Origin of the sequence: Acinetobacter bohemicus ANC 3994 (assembly GCF_000367925.1) — a bacterium.
GTDB classification, from domain to species: Bacteria; Pseudomonadota; Gammaproteobacteria; order Pseudomonadales; family Moraxellaceae; genus Acinetobacter; species Acinetobacter bohemicus.
The window spans coordinates 222017-237477 of record NZ_KB849175.1; the positions used below are offsets into that span (position 1 = coordinate 222017).

The window sequence follows — 15461 nt, forward strand, 5'->3', positions numbered from 1 at the left end:
CCGGCTGGGTCACAAATATTGTTTTTTAACTGAATAGGGAATCTCAAAAAATCCCCCTAAATCCCCCTGAGTAAAGAGGGACTTCTCCCCTCTTTCTTAAAGAGGGGTCGGGGGAGATTTCTTAGTCACCATTTTTCAGTTCAATGTTGATACCTAAAGAACGGATCTCTTTGGTCAATACGTTGAACGATTCAGGCATGCCCGGATCCATATAATGGTTGCCATCTACGATGTTCTTGTAGATGCGAGTACGACCTTCAACGTCATCCGACTTCACAGTAAGCATTTCTTGCAGTGTATAAGCCGCACCATATGCTTCAAGCGCCCAGACTTCCATCTCACCGAAACGCTGACCACCGAATTGAGCTTTACCGCCCAATGGCTGTTGCGTTACAAGTGAGTAAGAACCAGTAGAACGCGCATGCATCTTGTCATCAACCAAGTGATTCAGTTTCAACATGTACATGTAACCTACAGTTACTGGACGGTCAAAACGCTCACCTGTACGTCCATCATACAAGACTGTTTGACCTGTACGTGGAATGTCTGCAAGTTCTAATAATTCTTTAATTTGACTTTCATCTGCACCATCAAATACTGGTGTAGCTAAAGGAATACCTTTACGCAAGTTGCCCGCAAGAATCATTACTTCATCATCAGTTAAGCTATCAAGATCTTCTTGCTCGCCACCAACTTTGTTATAAATTTTGTCTAGGAATTCACGCAGTTCAATCACTGTACGTTGCTGCTGAAGCATCTTGTCGATTTTGTCGCCAAGACCTTTTGCTGCCATACCCAAGTGAGTTTCAAGAATCTGACCCACGTTCATACGTGATGGTACACCCAGTGGGTTCAACACGATATCAACAGGAACACCATAAGCATCATGTGGCATGTCTTCGACTGGTAAGATGTTAGAGACAACACCTTTGTTACCGTGACGACCCGCCATTTTATCACCCGGTTGGATGCGACGTTTTACAGCCAAGTAAACTTTAACAACTTTCAATACGCCAGTTGTAAGCTCATCACCTGTAGAAAGTTTGCGTTTTTTCTCAGCAAATTTCTCGTCAATTTCGATGCTCTTCTCTTTCAAGAACACTTGAATTTGCGTTAAACGTTCAGCAATTGCTTCATCATTTGGCTGGATTTCAAGCAGATCAACCAGCTCTAGACCAGATAACAAATCTTCAGCAAGCTTATCACCGCGTTTAGTGGTACCACCACCATTCGATTCTTGACCTTTCAACAAGCGAACAATACGTTCACGCGCTGCTTCTTCAAAGATTTTGTATTCTTCTTTCAAGTCTTTACGGTAAGCATCTAACTGCGCTTTTTCAATTGCTTGAGCACGTTCGTCTTTTTCAAGACCGTCACGTGTAAACACTTGAACGTCAATCACAGTACCTTTCGTACCCGATGGAACACGTAAAGATGAGTCTTTCACGTCAGCTGCTTTTTCACCAAAGATTGCGCGAAGCAATTTTTCTTCTGGTGTTAACTGCGTTTCACCTTTAGGCGTGACTTTACCAACCAGAATGTCACCCGCAGTCACTTCAGCACCGATATACACGATACCTGATTCATCAAGTTTAGACAGTGCAGCTTCACCTACGTTAGGAATATCGGCAGTAATTTCTTCTGCACCTAACTTAGTATCACGTGCTACACATGATAATTCTTGAATATGAATTGAAGTTAAACGGTCTTCTTGAAGGACACGCTCAGATAATAAGATCGAGTCTTCGTAGTTATAACCATTCCACGTCATGAACGCGACGCGCATGTTTTGACCTAGCGCAAGTTCACCACCGTCAGTCGATGGACCATCAGCCAATACGTCGCCACAAGCAACTTTATCGCCAAGTTTCACAACTACAGTTTGGTTAATACAGGTGTTCTGGTTCGAACGCGTATATTTAATCAGGTTGTAGATATCTACGCCTGCTTCGCCTGCGATCATCTCTTCTTCGTTGACACGAATAACGACACGAGAAGCATCAACGAATTCAATACGACCACCACGTTTTGCAATGACACATACACCCGAGTCACGCGCTACGTTTGCTTCCATACCTGTACCAACAAGCGGTTTGTCCGCAATTAGCGTAGGTACAGCCTGACGTTGCATGTTTGAACCCATCAATGCACGGTTGGCATCATCGTGTTCAAGGAACGGAATCAGTGATGCAGCAACAGATACAACCTGTTGAGCAGAAACATCCATATGCGTCACTTTTTCAGGCGGCATACGAACGAAATCACCCTGATGACGTACTGATACGAATTCTTCAGTCAACGTACCATCTTTATCTACACCAGAATCGGCCTGTGCAATCACAGTACCCACTTCTTCAATTGCAGATAAATATTCAATATCATCTGTTACACGGCCTTCTACAACTCGGCGATATGGTGTTTCCAAGAAACCGAAGTTGTTGGCTTTTGCATATACAGAAAGCGAGTTGATCAAACCAATGTTTGGTCCCTCAGGCGTTTCAATTGGACATACACGACCGTAATGCGTTTGATGTACGTCACGTACTTCAAAGCCTGCACGTTCACGTGTCAAACCACCTGGCCCAAGCGCTGATACACGACGTTTGTGTGTAATTTCAGACAATGGGTTATTTTGATCCATAAACTGAGACAATTGGCTTGAACCAAAGAATTCTTTGATCGCAGCAGCAACTGGTTTTGCATTGATCAAATCTTGTGGAGACAAGTTATCTGTTTCAGCTTGGCTTAAACGTTCTTTAACAGCACGTTCTACACGAACTAAACCAACACGGAATTGGTTTTCTGTCATCTCACCTACTGAACGTACGCGACGGTTACCCAAGTGATCGATATCATCGACTTCACCTTTACCGTTACGAATTTCAACCAATGTCTTCAATACGTCAGTAATATCACTGTTTGAAAGAATACCTTCAATTGCACGTGACTTCTGATCTGTACCTACATCATATGGACGACCCAAACGACGGTTGAACTTCATACGACCCACTGGAGAAAGGTCATAACGTTCAGACGAGAAGAACAAGTTATTGAATAAGTTTTCAGCCGCTTCTTTCGTTGGTGGCTCGCCTGGGCGCATCACTTTGTAGATTTCTACCAATGCTTCTTCACGACCTGAAGTCGTATCTGCACGTAAAGAATCTGCAACGAAAGAACCACGGTCGATGTCATTGGTAAATAGAATGTTAAATTGTTTAACACCACCTTCAGCCAACTTCACCATCACTTCATGGCTAAGTACAGTATTTGCAGCAATCACATCGCCATCACGTAAAGCAACATCTTCAGCAGTGATGCGCTCATACAAGTATTCATCAGGAACAGATAGCTTGGTTAAGCCAGAAGCTTCCATTTGACGTACATGACGTGCATTAATACGTTTACCTTGTTCAACAATCACTTTGCCGTCAGCATCAGTGATATCGAATTGAGCCATTTCACCGCGCAGGCGTTCAGGCACAAGGTCAATTTGATAACTACCCATGTCAAGATACACAGGTACTTTTTCGTAGAACATGTCTAAGACTTGTTCGTTGCTATAGCCTAATGCACGAAGTACCACAGTCGCGAGTAATTTACGACGACGGTCAATACGTACATAGACCAAATCTTTCGCATCAAATTCAAAGTCTAACCATGAACCACGGTAAGGAATAATACGTGCAGAATAAAGAACTTTACCACTCGAATGTGTTTTGCCTTTATCGTGATCAAAGAATACACCTGGTGAACGATGTAATTGAGAAACAATTACACGCTCAGTACCATTGATAACAAAGGTACCATTTTCGGTCATGAGTGGCATTTCACCCATGTACACTTCTTGCTCACGTACATCTTTAATTGATTTGGTTTCGCGATCTTTAATGATCAAACGAATTTTTACGCGCATTGGTGCCGCATAAGTCGAACCACGTAAAATACATTCACGCACATCAAACTCAGGCTTACCAAGACTATACTCAACAAATTCTAAAGCAGCATTGCCAGAATAACTTTCAATAGGAAAAACTGAACGAAATGCGGCTTGGAGACCGATATCTTCGCGGTTTTTTGGAGTTTTGCCATCTTGTAGGAATGTTCTGTACGAGTCGACTTGAATCGAAAGCAAGTACGGAGCATCCATGACGCTAGGCAATTTACCAAAATTCTTACGGATCCGTTTCTTTTCGGTATATGAGTATGCCATCTGGAGTCCTCGGAAAGTAAACTAAGCCCGCCTGCAGAACGGGTCTAGAAGGAATTACACAGGCCGATATGGCCACCACTTTTTACAAATGCTGCAATTTTTAGTGGTATTAAAACGCTTAGCAATATTTTCAAATATGAAAAAATATTGGTAAATGTTTGATATTATTGATTTATTATAATAATTGATGTTTTTTACACCAATCAAACAAAAATCGAGCCGATAATTGTAACGCAAAAAGGCTGATGACCCAAGAGCCATCAGCCAAATTTCGGGGTCAATTTAAAATTAGACCCCTAGCTAAATTACTTAACAGTAACTGTAGCACCAGTAGTTTCAAGCTTAGCTTTAAGTTCTTCAGCTTCTTCTTTAGAAATACCTTCTTTAAGAATTTGCGGAGCACCTTCAACTAAATCTTTAGCTTCTTTCAAGCCAAGACCAGTAATTTCACGAACTGCTTTAATTACAGCTACTTTGTTCGCACCGAAAGAAGTCAACTCAACGTTGAATTCAGACTGTTCTTCAACAGCAGCAGCAGCAGGACCAGCAGCTACAGCTACAGCAGCAGCAGATACGTTGAATTTTTCTTCAAAAGCAGAAATAAGTTCAACAAGTTCAAGAACAGTTTTTTCAGCAACTGCGTTTAAGATTTCTTCGTTTGTTAAAGCCATGAGAGTAACTCCAAATGGGTATTGAGTGGTGTGAAAGTAGATTTAAGCTTCTGTAACTTCTGTAACTTCTGGAGCTTCGTTTTTCTCTTGAAGCGCTGTAAGTAAGCGACCCAATTTCGAAATAGGAGCTTGAAGAACAGATGCGAGCATAGTAAGCGCTTTTTCTTGGTTCGGAAGATTCGCGATAACACCAATTTCTTCACCTTGATAAAGTTTGCCGTCAAATGCAGCAGCCTTTAATTCAAATGCTTTATTAGTTTTAGCGAATTCTTCGAACAAGCGTGCAGCTGCACCCATATCGTCTTCAGAAGTTGAGAATGCTAAGATTGTTGGGCCAACAAGGTTGTCATTCAAGATCGCGAATTGCGTATCTTGAAGAGCGCGTTTAGCCAAAGTATTACGTACAACGCGTGTAGCAACACCTAGTTTACGAGCTTCAACACGAAGAGCAGTTAATTGCTCAACAGTTAAACCTTGATAGTCAGCAACAACGGCAGCGAACGCTGTAGAAGCAATTTCAGTTACTTCAGCAACGATCTGTTTTTTGCTTTCAATAAGAAGAGCCATTGTAAAACCTCCTAACGGTGATTTATGTACTCAAACGAGTACACTCCCAATTCGTAAGTCAACAAGGATTTTGACTTACACGCGGAGGAGGAATAAATCACACCACCGCGTCTACTCGGACTGGACTTTTAAGAAGTGAGTCCCGAAAGACCCTCCTCGCCCGAGGTCTTTGACGCTGATAAACTTACATCTATCAATTCAAAGTTTGCCTAAGTTTGCAAAACACGACAGAGCGTTTCTTGCGTAAGTTTTAAAGTAGTGCTTCAAAACTTACTCAGGGCTTTAAAATTCTGTTCTATCTAATTAAGTAAAAACTTAGTTAGAAACGTTTGATACATCAATAGTAAGACCAGGACCCATAGTAGAGCTCAAAGTGATCTTTTTAATGTAAACGCCTTTAGAAGTCGCTGGTTTTAATTTTTTCAAATCAACAACCAACGTTTCAATGTTTTGACGGATCGCAGCAGCTTCAAAGCCAACTTGACCAATCGCAGCATGGATAATACCGCCTTTGTCTACACGGTAACGTGCTTGACCAGCTTTAGCGTTGCGAACAGCGCCAGCTACGTCAGGAGTTACTGTACCGACTTTCGGGTTTGGCATTAAGCCACGTGGACCAAGAATCGTACCCAACTTACCTACAACGCGCATTGCATCTGGAGCAGCAATAACAACATCAAAGTCAAGATTACCTGCTTGAATGCTTTCAGCAAGGTCATCAAAACCAACGATGTCCGCGCCTTCAGCTTTAGCAGCTTCAGCAGCAGCACCTTGAGCAAACACAGCTACACGTACAGTTTTACCAGTACCTGCAGGAAGTGTAGTCGCGCCACGAACAACCTGATCAGATTTACGTGGGTCAACGCCTAGGTTTACTGAAACATCCAAAGATTCTTTGAATTTAACAGCAGGAAGGTCGTTTAGAACTTGTACCGCTTCTTCCAAAGTGTAAACTTTGTTTGCTTCAATAGCAGCAGCGATGGCTTTTTGACGTTTCGTTAATTTAGCCATGTCTTATAACTCCACTTCCAAGCCCATAGAACGCGCAGAACCAGCAATGGTACGTACACGTGCGTCTAAATCAGCACCAGTTAAATCTGGTTCTTTAGTAGTCGCAATTTCTTCTAATTGAGCGCGAGTCAACTTACCAACTTTAGTTTTGTTAGGTACAGCTGAACCCTTAGAAATACCAGCAGCTTTCTTAAGAAGAACAGCAGCAGGAGGAGTTTTCATGATGAATGTGAACGACTTATCGTTGTACACAGTAATCACTACAGGAATTGGAAGACCTGCTTCAACTTTTTGTGTTGCAGCATTGAATTCTTTACAGAATGCCATGATGTTAACACCACGTTGACCCAATGCAGGACCAATCGGTGGAGATGGATTCGCTTTACCAGCTGGAACTTGCAGCTTGATATAGCCGTCAATCTTCTTAGCCATTTCAAATTACCTCTGGGTACAAACGCCGCTAGGCTCCCCAACGCTATTCATGTAACAAAACTGTTACAACAACAATGCCCGATCCATAACAAATCGGGCGTTTTTCAACCAACCTAAATTAGTTCGCTTTTTCGACTTGGCGAAATTCGAGCTCAACTTGAGTTGGTCGATTAAATACATTAATGGTCAACGTTAAACGTGACTTCTCGTATTGAACTTCTTCCACCACGCCTTTAAAGTCGGTGAATGGACCATCAACAACAAGTAATTCTTCGCCCGGCTCAAACATCGTCTTAGGACGAGGTGCTTCACCAGTATTACGTACACGTGCAAGAATCGCATCAGCTTCTTTTTGCGTAATCGGTGCCGGCTTTTCTGCCGTACCACCAATGAAACCGAGTACTTTTGGACATTCTTTTACGATATGCCAAGTATCATCATTCATTTCCATTTCGACCAATACATAGCCTGGAAAGAATTTACGCTCTGATTTACGCTTCTTACCATCCTTCATTTCCACTACTTCTTCAGTAGGGACAAGGACTTCACCAAAGCTATCGGCTACAGCGCTACGCTGGATTCGATCATTAAGTGAACGCATCACTTGTTTTTCATAACCTGAATAGGCATGAATAATGTACCAACGTTTCATAGCTCTCTTACCCGATAATAAACTTCATTAACCAGCCTAAAATGTAATCAAAACTCCACAAAACAAGCGAAGCGATTACAACAACTGCAAGAACATGCCAAGATGTGGTCACTGTTTCTTGCTTAGTTGGCCAAGTCACACGACGTAACTCTATTCGTGCATCTTTCAATAAACGAACAAAGCCTTTGCCTTGATGGGTGGCGTATAATAAACCCAAAGCCGCTACGATACAAGCCAAAATCACACCAACGCGCACCCAAACATTATTCGCAGGTGCCCAATACGCTGGCAAATACTGACCCACCATGGTCGCACCAACCAATAAAATCAATGCGATAACCCATAGAACTATATCTAAAGGGGAACCAGAATGAACAACTTCAGCAGGATTATTTCTTTGTGGAATTGGCGCTTCGCTTAATGCGTCACGCGATTTATCATTCGACATTTTTGTACTCGTCGTAGGCTTCGCGACTTATTATATGACAATTTAACCAGCATCAAGCTTTTTTTTAAAAAAATGGCAGGCCAGGAGGGACTCGAACCCCCAACATTCGGTTTTGGAGACCGACGCTCTACCAATTGAACTACTGACCTAGAATACAAATCGGGAACCCAAGCTCCCGACCTGTAAATATTTACTTATCGTATTATGCAGTTACTTTAGCAACAACACCAGCACCAACTGTACGACCACCTTCACGAATCGCAAAACGTAGACCTGGGTCCATTGCGATTGGGTGGATCAATTCTACTGACATTTCTACGTTGTCACCAGGCATAACCATTTCCACGCCTTCTTGTAATTGGATTGCGCCAGTTACGTCAGTTGTACGGAAATAGAATTGTGGACGGTAACCGTTAAGGAATGGAGTATGACGACCACCCTCTTCTTTAGAAAGTACGTATACTTCAGCATCAAACTTAGTATGCGGTTTGATTGTACCTGGTTTAGCAAGTACTTGACCACGTTGAACGTCTTCACGTTTAGTACCACGTAGTAAAACACCACAGTTCTCGCCAGCACGACCTTCGTCAAGCAATTTACGGAACATTTCTACGCCAGTTACAGTCGTTACAACTGTGTCACGGATACCAACGATTTCAACTGATTCGCCAACTTTAACGATACCAGATTCAACACGACCAGTAACTACAGTACCACGACCAGAGATAGAGAATACATCTTCGATTGGCATAAGGAATGCTTTATCGATCGCACGTTCTGGTTCAGGAATGTAAGAATCAAGCGCAGCAACCAATTCGATTACAGCAGATTCGCCATAAGGACCTTCGTTACCGTTTAACGCTTGAAGCGCTGAACCACGGATGATTGGAGTATCATCACCTGGGAAGTCATAAGTAGAAAGAAGTTCACGAACTTCCATTTCTACCAATTCAAGTAATTCTTCGTCATCAACAAGGTCACACTTGTTAAGGAATACAAGAATGTAAGGTACACCAACCTGACGAGACAAAAGGATGTGTTCACGAGTTTGTGGCATAGGACCATCAGTCGCAGCACATACAAGGATCGCACCGTCCATTTGAGCAGCACCAGTGATCATGTTTTTAACATAATCGGCGTGACCTGGGCAGTCTACGTGCGCGTAGTGACGAGTTGGAGAATCGTATTCTACGTGTGAAGTATTAATGGTAATACCACGTGCTTTTTCTTCTGGTGCAGAGTCAATTGCTGCGTAGTCTTTAGCTTCACCGCCGTAGTTTTTCGCACAAATCGTTGCAATCGCAGCAGTTAAAGTTGTTTTACCATGGTCAACGTGACCAATTGTGCCCACGTTTACGTGTGGCTTATTACGTTCAAACTTAGCTTTAGCCATGATGATCTTCCTCGTTTACGTCGAACACGGTTTTAAACAACTCAGCATCGACCTATCGTCTAAAAAACTAGACACCTAATACTTAAAAAGCAGACTAATAAGCCTGCTTTTGGAAAACTGTGTGAACAAGTCACTAAACTGTATATCTGGAGCTCTTATCCAGATTTGAACTGGAGACCTCTCCCTTACCAAGGGAGTGCTCTACCACTGAGCTATAAGAGCAAATTTTCGCTTCAATGGAGCGGGAGACGAGGGTCGAACTCGCGACATGCAGCTTGGAAGGCTGCCGCTCTACCAACTGAGCTACTCCCGCACGATGTTGGTACATCCACTTTTTGAAGTCTTAAAATTGGTGGTGAGGGAAGGATTCGAACCTTCGAAACTTTCGTAGCGGAGTTACAGTCCGCCCCCTTTGACCGCTCGGGAACCTCACCATTTTACACTTACCATCAGTGTTATTCTTTTTACTTACATCCTTAACATTAAGATGGTGCCGGCACACGGATTCGAACTGTGGACCTACTGATTACAAGTCAGTTGCTCTACCAACTGAGCTATGCCGGCGTTTCTTAGTGTTTCGTACGTTTCGTATCGGAACGGTGTGCAGTTTAGCAAAACTCTGAATCCTTGCAAGTGTTTTTTTCAAAAAAAACCTCAAAAACTCATAAAATCAAACCATTTGATGATAATTCAACCGCTTTAATCACTGCACGGGCTTTTATTTGCGTTTCATTCCATTCAGATTCAGGATTTGAATCGACAACTAACCCCGCTCCCGCCTGCACATAAACCTTATTTTCACGAATCACGCAGGTACGAATGGCAATCGACATATCCATTTCGCCATGCCAGCCCAAATAGCCCACTGCACCACCAAAAACGCCACGTTTTACCGGTTCAACTTGGTCAATAATTTCCATCGCACGAATTTTGGGTGCACCAGACAATGTGCCCGCAGGAAATGTCGCCTTAAAAACATCAAGCGCATCGACATCATCGCGTACTTCACCTTGCACATTGGAGACAATATGCATCACATGTGAATAACGCTCGATCACCATTTGGTCTGTGACTTGCACTTTGCCAATTTTTGATACCCGACCGACATCATTGCGACCTAGATCAATCAGCATTAAATGCTCTGCAATTTCTTTTTCATCGGAAAGTAAATCTTTTTCCAACGCCAAGTCTTCTTCTTTGGTCTTGCCGCGTGGACGCGTCCCAGCCAATGGACGTACCGTTGCAATACCATTTTCTAAACGCGATAAAATCTCTGGAGAAGATCCAACAATATGAAAGGGTTTTTTATTGTCTAAGGTTTGCCCTTGCACCAAGAATAAATAAGGCGATGGATTGAGATGACGTAGCGCACGATAAACCTGTAAAGCTTCACCATCAAAGTTGGACACCATCCGATGCCCCGGAACTACTTGCATCACATCACCAGCACGGATGTATTCTTTGACTGTCTCAATCGATTCTAAATACTTGGCTTTACCTGTCAATGACTCGAAATGCGGTGCAGTATGCTTTTTGGCTTGCAGGCTAATCGGTGTCGCCAACAACGCTTCCAATACATCCAATTGTTGTTGTGCTTTAGCATAAGCCTCTGGATCAGTGACATCCGCATGCACAATTAAGAATAAAGTATCTTTTAAGTTATCAAACACGATCACAGTTTTCGACAACATCATCCAAATATCGGGCAATCCGACGGGATCCGCTGCGGGAACATTGGTTAAACGCGGTTCAATATAACGTACCGCATCATAACCAAAGTAACCGACAAGCCCACCAGTGAAACTCGGCAAGGCAGGTAAATCTTGTTGTGTAGGTACATGAAACTGCGCTTGGAAATCACGAATATACTGGAATGGGTCGCTGCATGGTTGCGTTTCAAGCGAACCATCCGCCTGCTGAATACTAAGCACCCCTTGATTGCAGGAAAAAACCGTCGATTCACCCAAGCCAATAATGGAATAGCGCGCCCAATTTTCCCCACCCTCAACCGATTCAAACAGATAAGCCTGTTGATGATCTTTAAAACGTGCAAAAACTGAAAGTGGTGTTTCAGTATCCGCTAAACGCTGACGGTAAACAGGAATAAGGTTATAGCCAGCTGATTTTAACTGATCGAATTGAATTTGCGTTGTCATGAGTATTCTCTATGTTTTCGATATGGGCGTATTTAAGTTCGTTTTCGTGTTATCTGACTTAGTCTCGCCATCGAAAAACCATACAATTTCTCATTCCAATATCCTTATTTAAAATTATTTCGCGAACAACTCTGTTAAATCATCGACCACTTGCTGTGGCTGGCAATCACGAATATCTTCACCATGATTATAGCCATAGCTCACCACAATACAATCAACCCCTGCACGTCGTGCTGCTTCTACATCATTGCTTGAATCGCCAATCATTAATGTTTCTGCCGCAGTGACGCCATATTGATCCACACAAAACAACAGCTGACGTGGATGTGGTTTACGCTCCTCAAAACGATCACCACCAATCACATCAACAAAATACTGCGTTAAGCCCAAGCTTTCAACAATCATCCGTGCCGGTTGTTCTGGTTTATTGGTCACACAGATCATTTGCTTGTTGTGATTTAAACCCCATTCTAAAAAATTAATCACCCCATTAAAAGGCTTAGTATCAATACAAGGCTCGGCATTATAAATTCTTAAAAAAGTCTCTAACAATTGCTGATGCTGGGCAGGATCGACCTGACCCGTTAAATACTGCAAAGTGCTGTGACAAAACAGTGCGGTTCCCTTACCAATCCAAGTTCGCACTTGCGCTTCAGTGACGTTAGGCAGTTGCAAAGCATTGAGGCTCATATTCATGGCCCGATACAAATCGAAGGCGGAGTCCACCAAAGTGCCATCTAAGTCAAATAAAATAAGCTCACGACTTGCCAATTGTGCTACCGACATTTTATCCCTCTCATCATTGATTTCACACAGAAACATCAACCCAAAGAATGAAGGCATGCGATTGCATGCCTTCATTCTTTTTTGCACAGGCTTATTTAAAGAATAACCATGCAATAATTGCAAGAATAATCAATGTAATAATAGATATTAAACCAATCGATGCATTTTTTTGCTCTTCTTTAACTTGCTCAACCCGTGAAACCGGCTGTTCAATTGCAATCGGTTGCGGCTCAGGCACAGCCTGAACATCAACACCTGCTGGAATCGGTGCAGGCTTAGGTATAGCAACCTGTTGTGGCATGCCATCTCGGCTGACTTGAACTTCACGATCACGCTCAGTTAAGCTTGGCATCCCTTGCTCATTCATTTGCTGAGCCGCTGTTTTAGCGACCTCATCAACCTGTGCTGCTTCAGTTTCAGATACAGCAACTGCTTCTGACGGTTGTTCAGTCGCAGGAATCACTTCGGGTTGTGCAGGTACAGCGACAATCTCTTGTGCAGGTGCGAGTACTGAGAATTTCAAACTAGCAAATTGTACAATGTCACCTTCTTTCAACAAGGTTTCATGTTCAATACGCAAATCATTTACAAATGAACCATTGGATGAGTTTAAATCTTGCACCCATAACGCTTGGTCTTTCAGCAAAAACGCTGCATGCTTGCGTGAAATTTCTGCGGCTTGCAATACAATGTCTGCGCTCTGATGACGACCGACCACCATATCACGGTCGATGCCAATTTCTTGTCCGGTCAATTCACTGGTAATTGCTTGTATTTTCCAAGTCATGAAATGCACTTCTCTTTGCGATTTTTTCTCATCATATCACGGCAAATCTTCGATTCTTTACAAACTCTGTTAAGAACCCGATCGCACCGTGGTTGTAGTCACTGTATTTTTGCTTTTTGTAACCGTTGAACTCGGTGCCTGAATGATTTGTCTCTGCACCACCGGTTCAATCGCAACAGGTGTCGTTACAACAGCCGCATTCGATTGATTCTGAGCAGCTGAAGGGACGGTTTGGTAATCTGGTACTTTCGGTGCTGAAGGCGTCACAGGAAGCCGTTGTTGATAAATATCATCCATATTTTCTGGTAACTTGGCAAAAGTACCATCCTGATCCATCGCCAACTGTAAGCTATATAATTGGCTATAACGCTGCTGCGACAAACGATTCACATCTTGACTATCGCCAACAATCGTCGGATGGATAAACACCAACAGATTACGTTTCTCATTGGACTTTGCATCGGCACGGAATAAACGTCCAATACCGGGAAGAGCACCCAATCCTGGCACCGACTGGCGACTATAAATCGAGTTATCCGAAATCAGACCACCCAATACAATGGTTTGACCATGTTCAGCTAAAATAGAAGTTTTAATGGCACGTTTACTGGTAATTAAATCCTGAGCTTCACCTTTTGGCTGTACAGCTGAAACTTCTTGTTCCACCTCTAAACGCACCGTACCATCGGCCCCAATATGCGGCACGACTTTCAGCGTAACCCCGACATCTTTACGTTCAATTGATGTATAAGGATTGGCTGTACCGCCCGTCGTACTGACTGATCCGGTGACAAAAGGCACATTCTGCCCCACCACGATATAAGCTTCTTCATTGTCCATCGTTACAATAGAAGGCGTAGAAAGTAAATTAGATTTGGTTTTACTCTTTAATGCCTGAATAAGTGCACCGTATAATTTACGTGAGCCGTCCGCACCTTCTTTATAATCACCCAGAATCAGCGATGTTCCTGTACCCAACTTTGATGCAGCACCGGCTGCACCACTCGTCACATAGCCGGCAGCAAGCTGAGCAATACTCGCCCCCACATTACTGAAATTGATTAAACCAATGCCACTATTTAAGTCACCCAATGCCCACTGTACACCCAGTTGATCGGCATCGTTTCCTTCTACCTCAATAATCGCAGCTTCAATCAATACCTGTTGACGACGTATATCCAGTTGTTGAATGGCCGATTCGATTTCACGCATCAGTTGTGGATCTGCTTTCACCACCAAAGCATTTTGACTATCGTCAGCAATAATACTGACCCCATTGGCATTAAAACTGGTGATTGAATTTTGATTATTACTGTTCGATCCGCCACCCAAATTAATGCTTGGCGTGGCAATACTGGATGAACCACCGCTTGAAGTATTTGAACTGCTACCGCTTGAATAATTCATCGCATTATTATTGTTCGAAGACGATGAAGTATTGGAATTGGATGAACTGGCAACCGCCTGACCCGTAACTAAGCCTTGTAAAATTTCAGCCAGATTTTTTGCACTGGCATATTTTAAACGGAAGACTTTTAAGCCACCCAAACGATCTGCTGTAGGCACATCCAACATTTCAATCATTTGACGAATGCGCTTACGCGTTGCCGTATCACCCTTTAACACAATACGATTGGTGCGTGTATCGGCAACAATTCGGACACGTGAGCCTTTTAAGTCCCGAGCAGCGCCCGTAGAACTCATGGACTCCAGCAAACCAATCATTTCTTCTGCCTGACTCGATTGCAGGGTGACAGCCTCAATATCGTTTTGCCCCGTTCCATCCAAATTACGGATAATGGTTTCAATCTGATAAATATTACTGGCACGGTCGGAAACAATCAGCGCATTGGTGCCTGCCACCGCAGACATATGCGCAAACTGCGGCATTAAAGGACGCAATGCAGGAATTAAATCGTTGGGATTGGTATTTTCAAGCCAAATCACCCGAGTGACAATTTGATCGCCCGTTGCACGTTGCTTGGCATCATACGGAATACCTGAGCCTTTTACATTACTATCGGGAACTAGCTTAATGGTATTGCCTGAAGGAACGGCCACTACACCATTGACATTCAAGACCCCTAAAAATAAGTCATACACTTCAGCTTTATTTAAAGGCTTATTGGAAATGACCGTCACATTGCCACGTACACGCGGATCAACAGCAAAGTTTTTCCCTGTAATATCGGCAACTTCATTAATAAATGCTGTTAGATCAGCGTCACGTAAATTAATTTTCCATGTTTGTGCATAGCTTGCCGTGCTCACCATAGCCATAAGCGGCGCAGCGGCGAATAAAGCCCAAACGGGACGATGATGATTAAATAAAGCCATAAAATTTCGTG

At 43.0% G+C, this 15461-nt stretch carries 12 protein-coding genes and 5 tRNA genes; all 17 read right to left on the reverse strand.

The genetic code is table 11. The annotated features are described in order from the left end of the window. Positions 1-121: 121 nt before the first annotated feature. The 17 genes from rpoB to gspD all read right to left on the reverse strand — a co-directional run bounded on the left by rpoB (position 122) and on the right by gspD (position 15450). Positions 122-4210 (reverse strand): DNA-directed RNA polymerase subunit beta, encoded by a 4089-nt coding sequence (rpoB, locus tag F994_RS11505; protein ID WP_004650651.1) that lies wholly within the window; start codon positions 4208-4210, stop codon positions 122-124. A 305-nt stretch (positions 4211-4515) separates the two neighbouring features. After that, a complete protein-coding gene (rplL, locus tag F994_RS11510) occupies positions 4516-4881 on the reverse strand; it encodes a 50S ribosomal protein L7/L12 (protein WP_004650652.1) in 366 nt (121 codons plus the stop codon). 42 nt (positions 4882-4923) lie between these two features. After that, positions 4924-5448: a 50S ribosomal protein L10 gene (gene rplJ, locus F994_RS11515; RefSeq protein ID WP_004650654.1), complete on the reverse strand. Its 525-nt coding sequence runs from the start codon at positions 5446-5448 to the stop codon at positions 4924-4926. Between the two features lie 315 nt (positions 5449-5763). Beyond that, entirely contained in the window at positions 5764-6459 is a 696-nt protein-coding gene (rplA, locus tag F994_RS11520) for a 50S ribosomal protein L1 (protein WP_004650655.1), read from the reverse strand. A 3-nt stretch (positions 6460-6462) separates the two neighbouring features. Beyond that, the gene (gene rplK / locus F994_RS11525; protein ID WP_004650656.1) at positions 6463-6891 is read right to left on the reverse strand and encodes a 50S ribosomal protein L11; all 429 of its coding nucleotides are present in this window, start codon (positions 6889-6891) and stop codon (positions 6463-6465) included. Between the two features lie 118 nt (positions 6892-7009). Continuing rightward, positions 7010-7543: a transcription termination/antitermination protein NusG gene (nusG, locus tag F994_RS11530; RefSeq protein WP_004650657.1), complete on the reverse strand. Its 534-nt coding sequence runs from the start codon at positions 7541-7543 to the stop codon at positions 7010-7012. A gap of 7 nt (positions 7544-7550) precedes the next feature. Next, positions 7551-7991, reverse strand: coding sequence for a preprotein translocase subunit SecE (gene secE, locus F994_RS11535; RefSeq protein ID WP_004650658.1), 441 nt, complete (start codon positions 7989-7991; stop codon positions 7551-7553). Positions 7992-8064: 73 nt separating this feature from the next. Beyond that, positions 8065-8140 (reverse strand) — tRNA-Trp (locus F994_RS11540). 53 nt (positions 8141-8193) lie between these two features. Further along, positions 8194-9384, reverse strand: a complete 1191-nt coding sequence (tuf, locus tag F994_RS11545) for an elongation factor Tu (RefSeq protein WP_004648017.1) — start codon at positions 9382-9384, stop codon at positions 8194-8196. Between the two features lie 147 nt (positions 9385-9531). After that, a tRNA-Thr gene (locus F994_RS11550) sits at positions 9532-9606 on the reverse strand. 15 nt (positions 9607-9621) lie between these two features. Continuing rightward, positions 9622-9697, reverse strand: a tRNA-Gly gene (locus F994_RS11555). Positions 9698-9734: 37 nt separating this feature from the next. Continuing rightward, positions 9735-9818: transfer RNA gene (locus F994_RS11560), tRNA-Tyr, on the reverse strand. A gap of 54 nt (positions 9819-9872) precedes the next feature. After that, positions 9873-9948, reverse strand: a tRNA-Thr gene (locus F994_RS11565). Positions 9949-10046: 98 nt separating this feature from the next. Next, positions 10047-11540: an anthranilate synthase component I gene (gene trpE, locus F994_RS11570; protein WP_004650659.1), complete on the reverse strand. Its 1494-nt coding sequence runs from the start codon at positions 11538-11540 to the stop codon at positions 10047-10049. A gap of 114 nt (positions 11541-11654) precedes the next feature. After that, positions 11655-12326 carry a phosphoglycolate phosphatase gene (gene gph / locus F994_RS11575; RefSeq protein ID WP_004650660.1) on the reverse strand — a complete coding sequence of 224 codons (672 nt, stop codon included), beginning with the start codon at positions 12324-12326 and terminating at the stop codon, positions 11655-11657. 91 nt (positions 12327-12417) lie between these two features. Then, positions 12418-13113: an FHA domain-containing protein gene (locus F994_RS11580; RefSeq protein ID WP_004650661.1), complete on the reverse strand. Its 696-nt coding sequence runs from the start codon at positions 13111-13113 to the stop codon at positions 12418-12420. Between the two features lie 69 nt (positions 13114-13182). Continuing rightward, positions 13183-15450: a type II secretion system secretin GspD gene (gspD, locus tag F994_RS11585; protein ID WP_004650662.1), complete on the reverse strand. Its 2268-nt coding sequence runs from the start codon at positions 15448-15450 to the stop codon at positions 13183-13185. Positions 15451-15461: the final 11 nt, after the last annotated feature.

Bases quoted from the DNA above. Each gene is read 5' to 3' on its own strand.
- rpoB (WP_004650651.1), bottom strand. From the start codon at position 4,210: ATGGCATACTCATATACCGAAAAGAAACGGATCCGTAAGAATTTTGGT.
- rplL (WP_004650652.1), bottom strand. From the start codon at position 4,881: ATGGCTTTAACAAACGAAGAAATCTTAAACGCAGTTGCTGAAAAAACT.
- rplJ (WP_004650654.1), bottom strand. From the start codon at position 5,448: ATGGCTCTTCTTATTGAAAGCAAAAAACAGATCGTTGCTGAAGTAACT.
- rplA (WP_004650655.1), bottom strand. From the start codon at position 6,459: ATGGCTAAATTAACGAAACGTCAAAAAGCCATCGCTGCTGCTATTGAA.
- rplK (WP_004650656.1), bottom strand. From the start codon at position 6,891: ATGGCTAAGAAGATTGACGGCTATATCAAGCTGCAAGTTCCAGCTGGT.
- nusG (WP_004650657.1), bottom strand. From the start codon at position 7,543: ATGAAACGTTGGTACATTATTCATGCCTATTCAGGTTATGAAAAACAA.
- secE (WP_004650658.1), bottom strand. From the start codon at position 7,991: ATGTCGAATGATAAATCGCGTGACGCATTAAGCGAAGCGCCAATTCCA.
- tuf (WP_004648017.1), bottom strand. From the start codon at position 9,384: ATGGCTAAAGCTAAGTTTGAACGTAATAAGCCACACGTAAACGTGGGC.
- trpE (WP_004650659.1), bottom strand. From the start codon at position 11,540: ATGACAACGCAAATTCAATTCGATCAGTTAAAATCAGCTGGCTATAAC.
- gph (WP_004650660.1), bottom strand. From the start codon at position 12,326: ATGTCGGTAGCACAATTGGCAAGTCGTGAGCTTATTTTATTTGACTTA.
- F994_RS11580 (WP_004650661.1), bottom strand. From the start codon at position 13,113: ATGACTTGGAAAATACAAGCAATTACCAGTGAATTGACCGGACAAGAA.
- gspD (WP_004650662.1), bottom strand. From the start codon at position 15,450: ATGGCTTTATTTAATCATCATCGTCCCGTTTGGGCTTTATTCGCCGCT.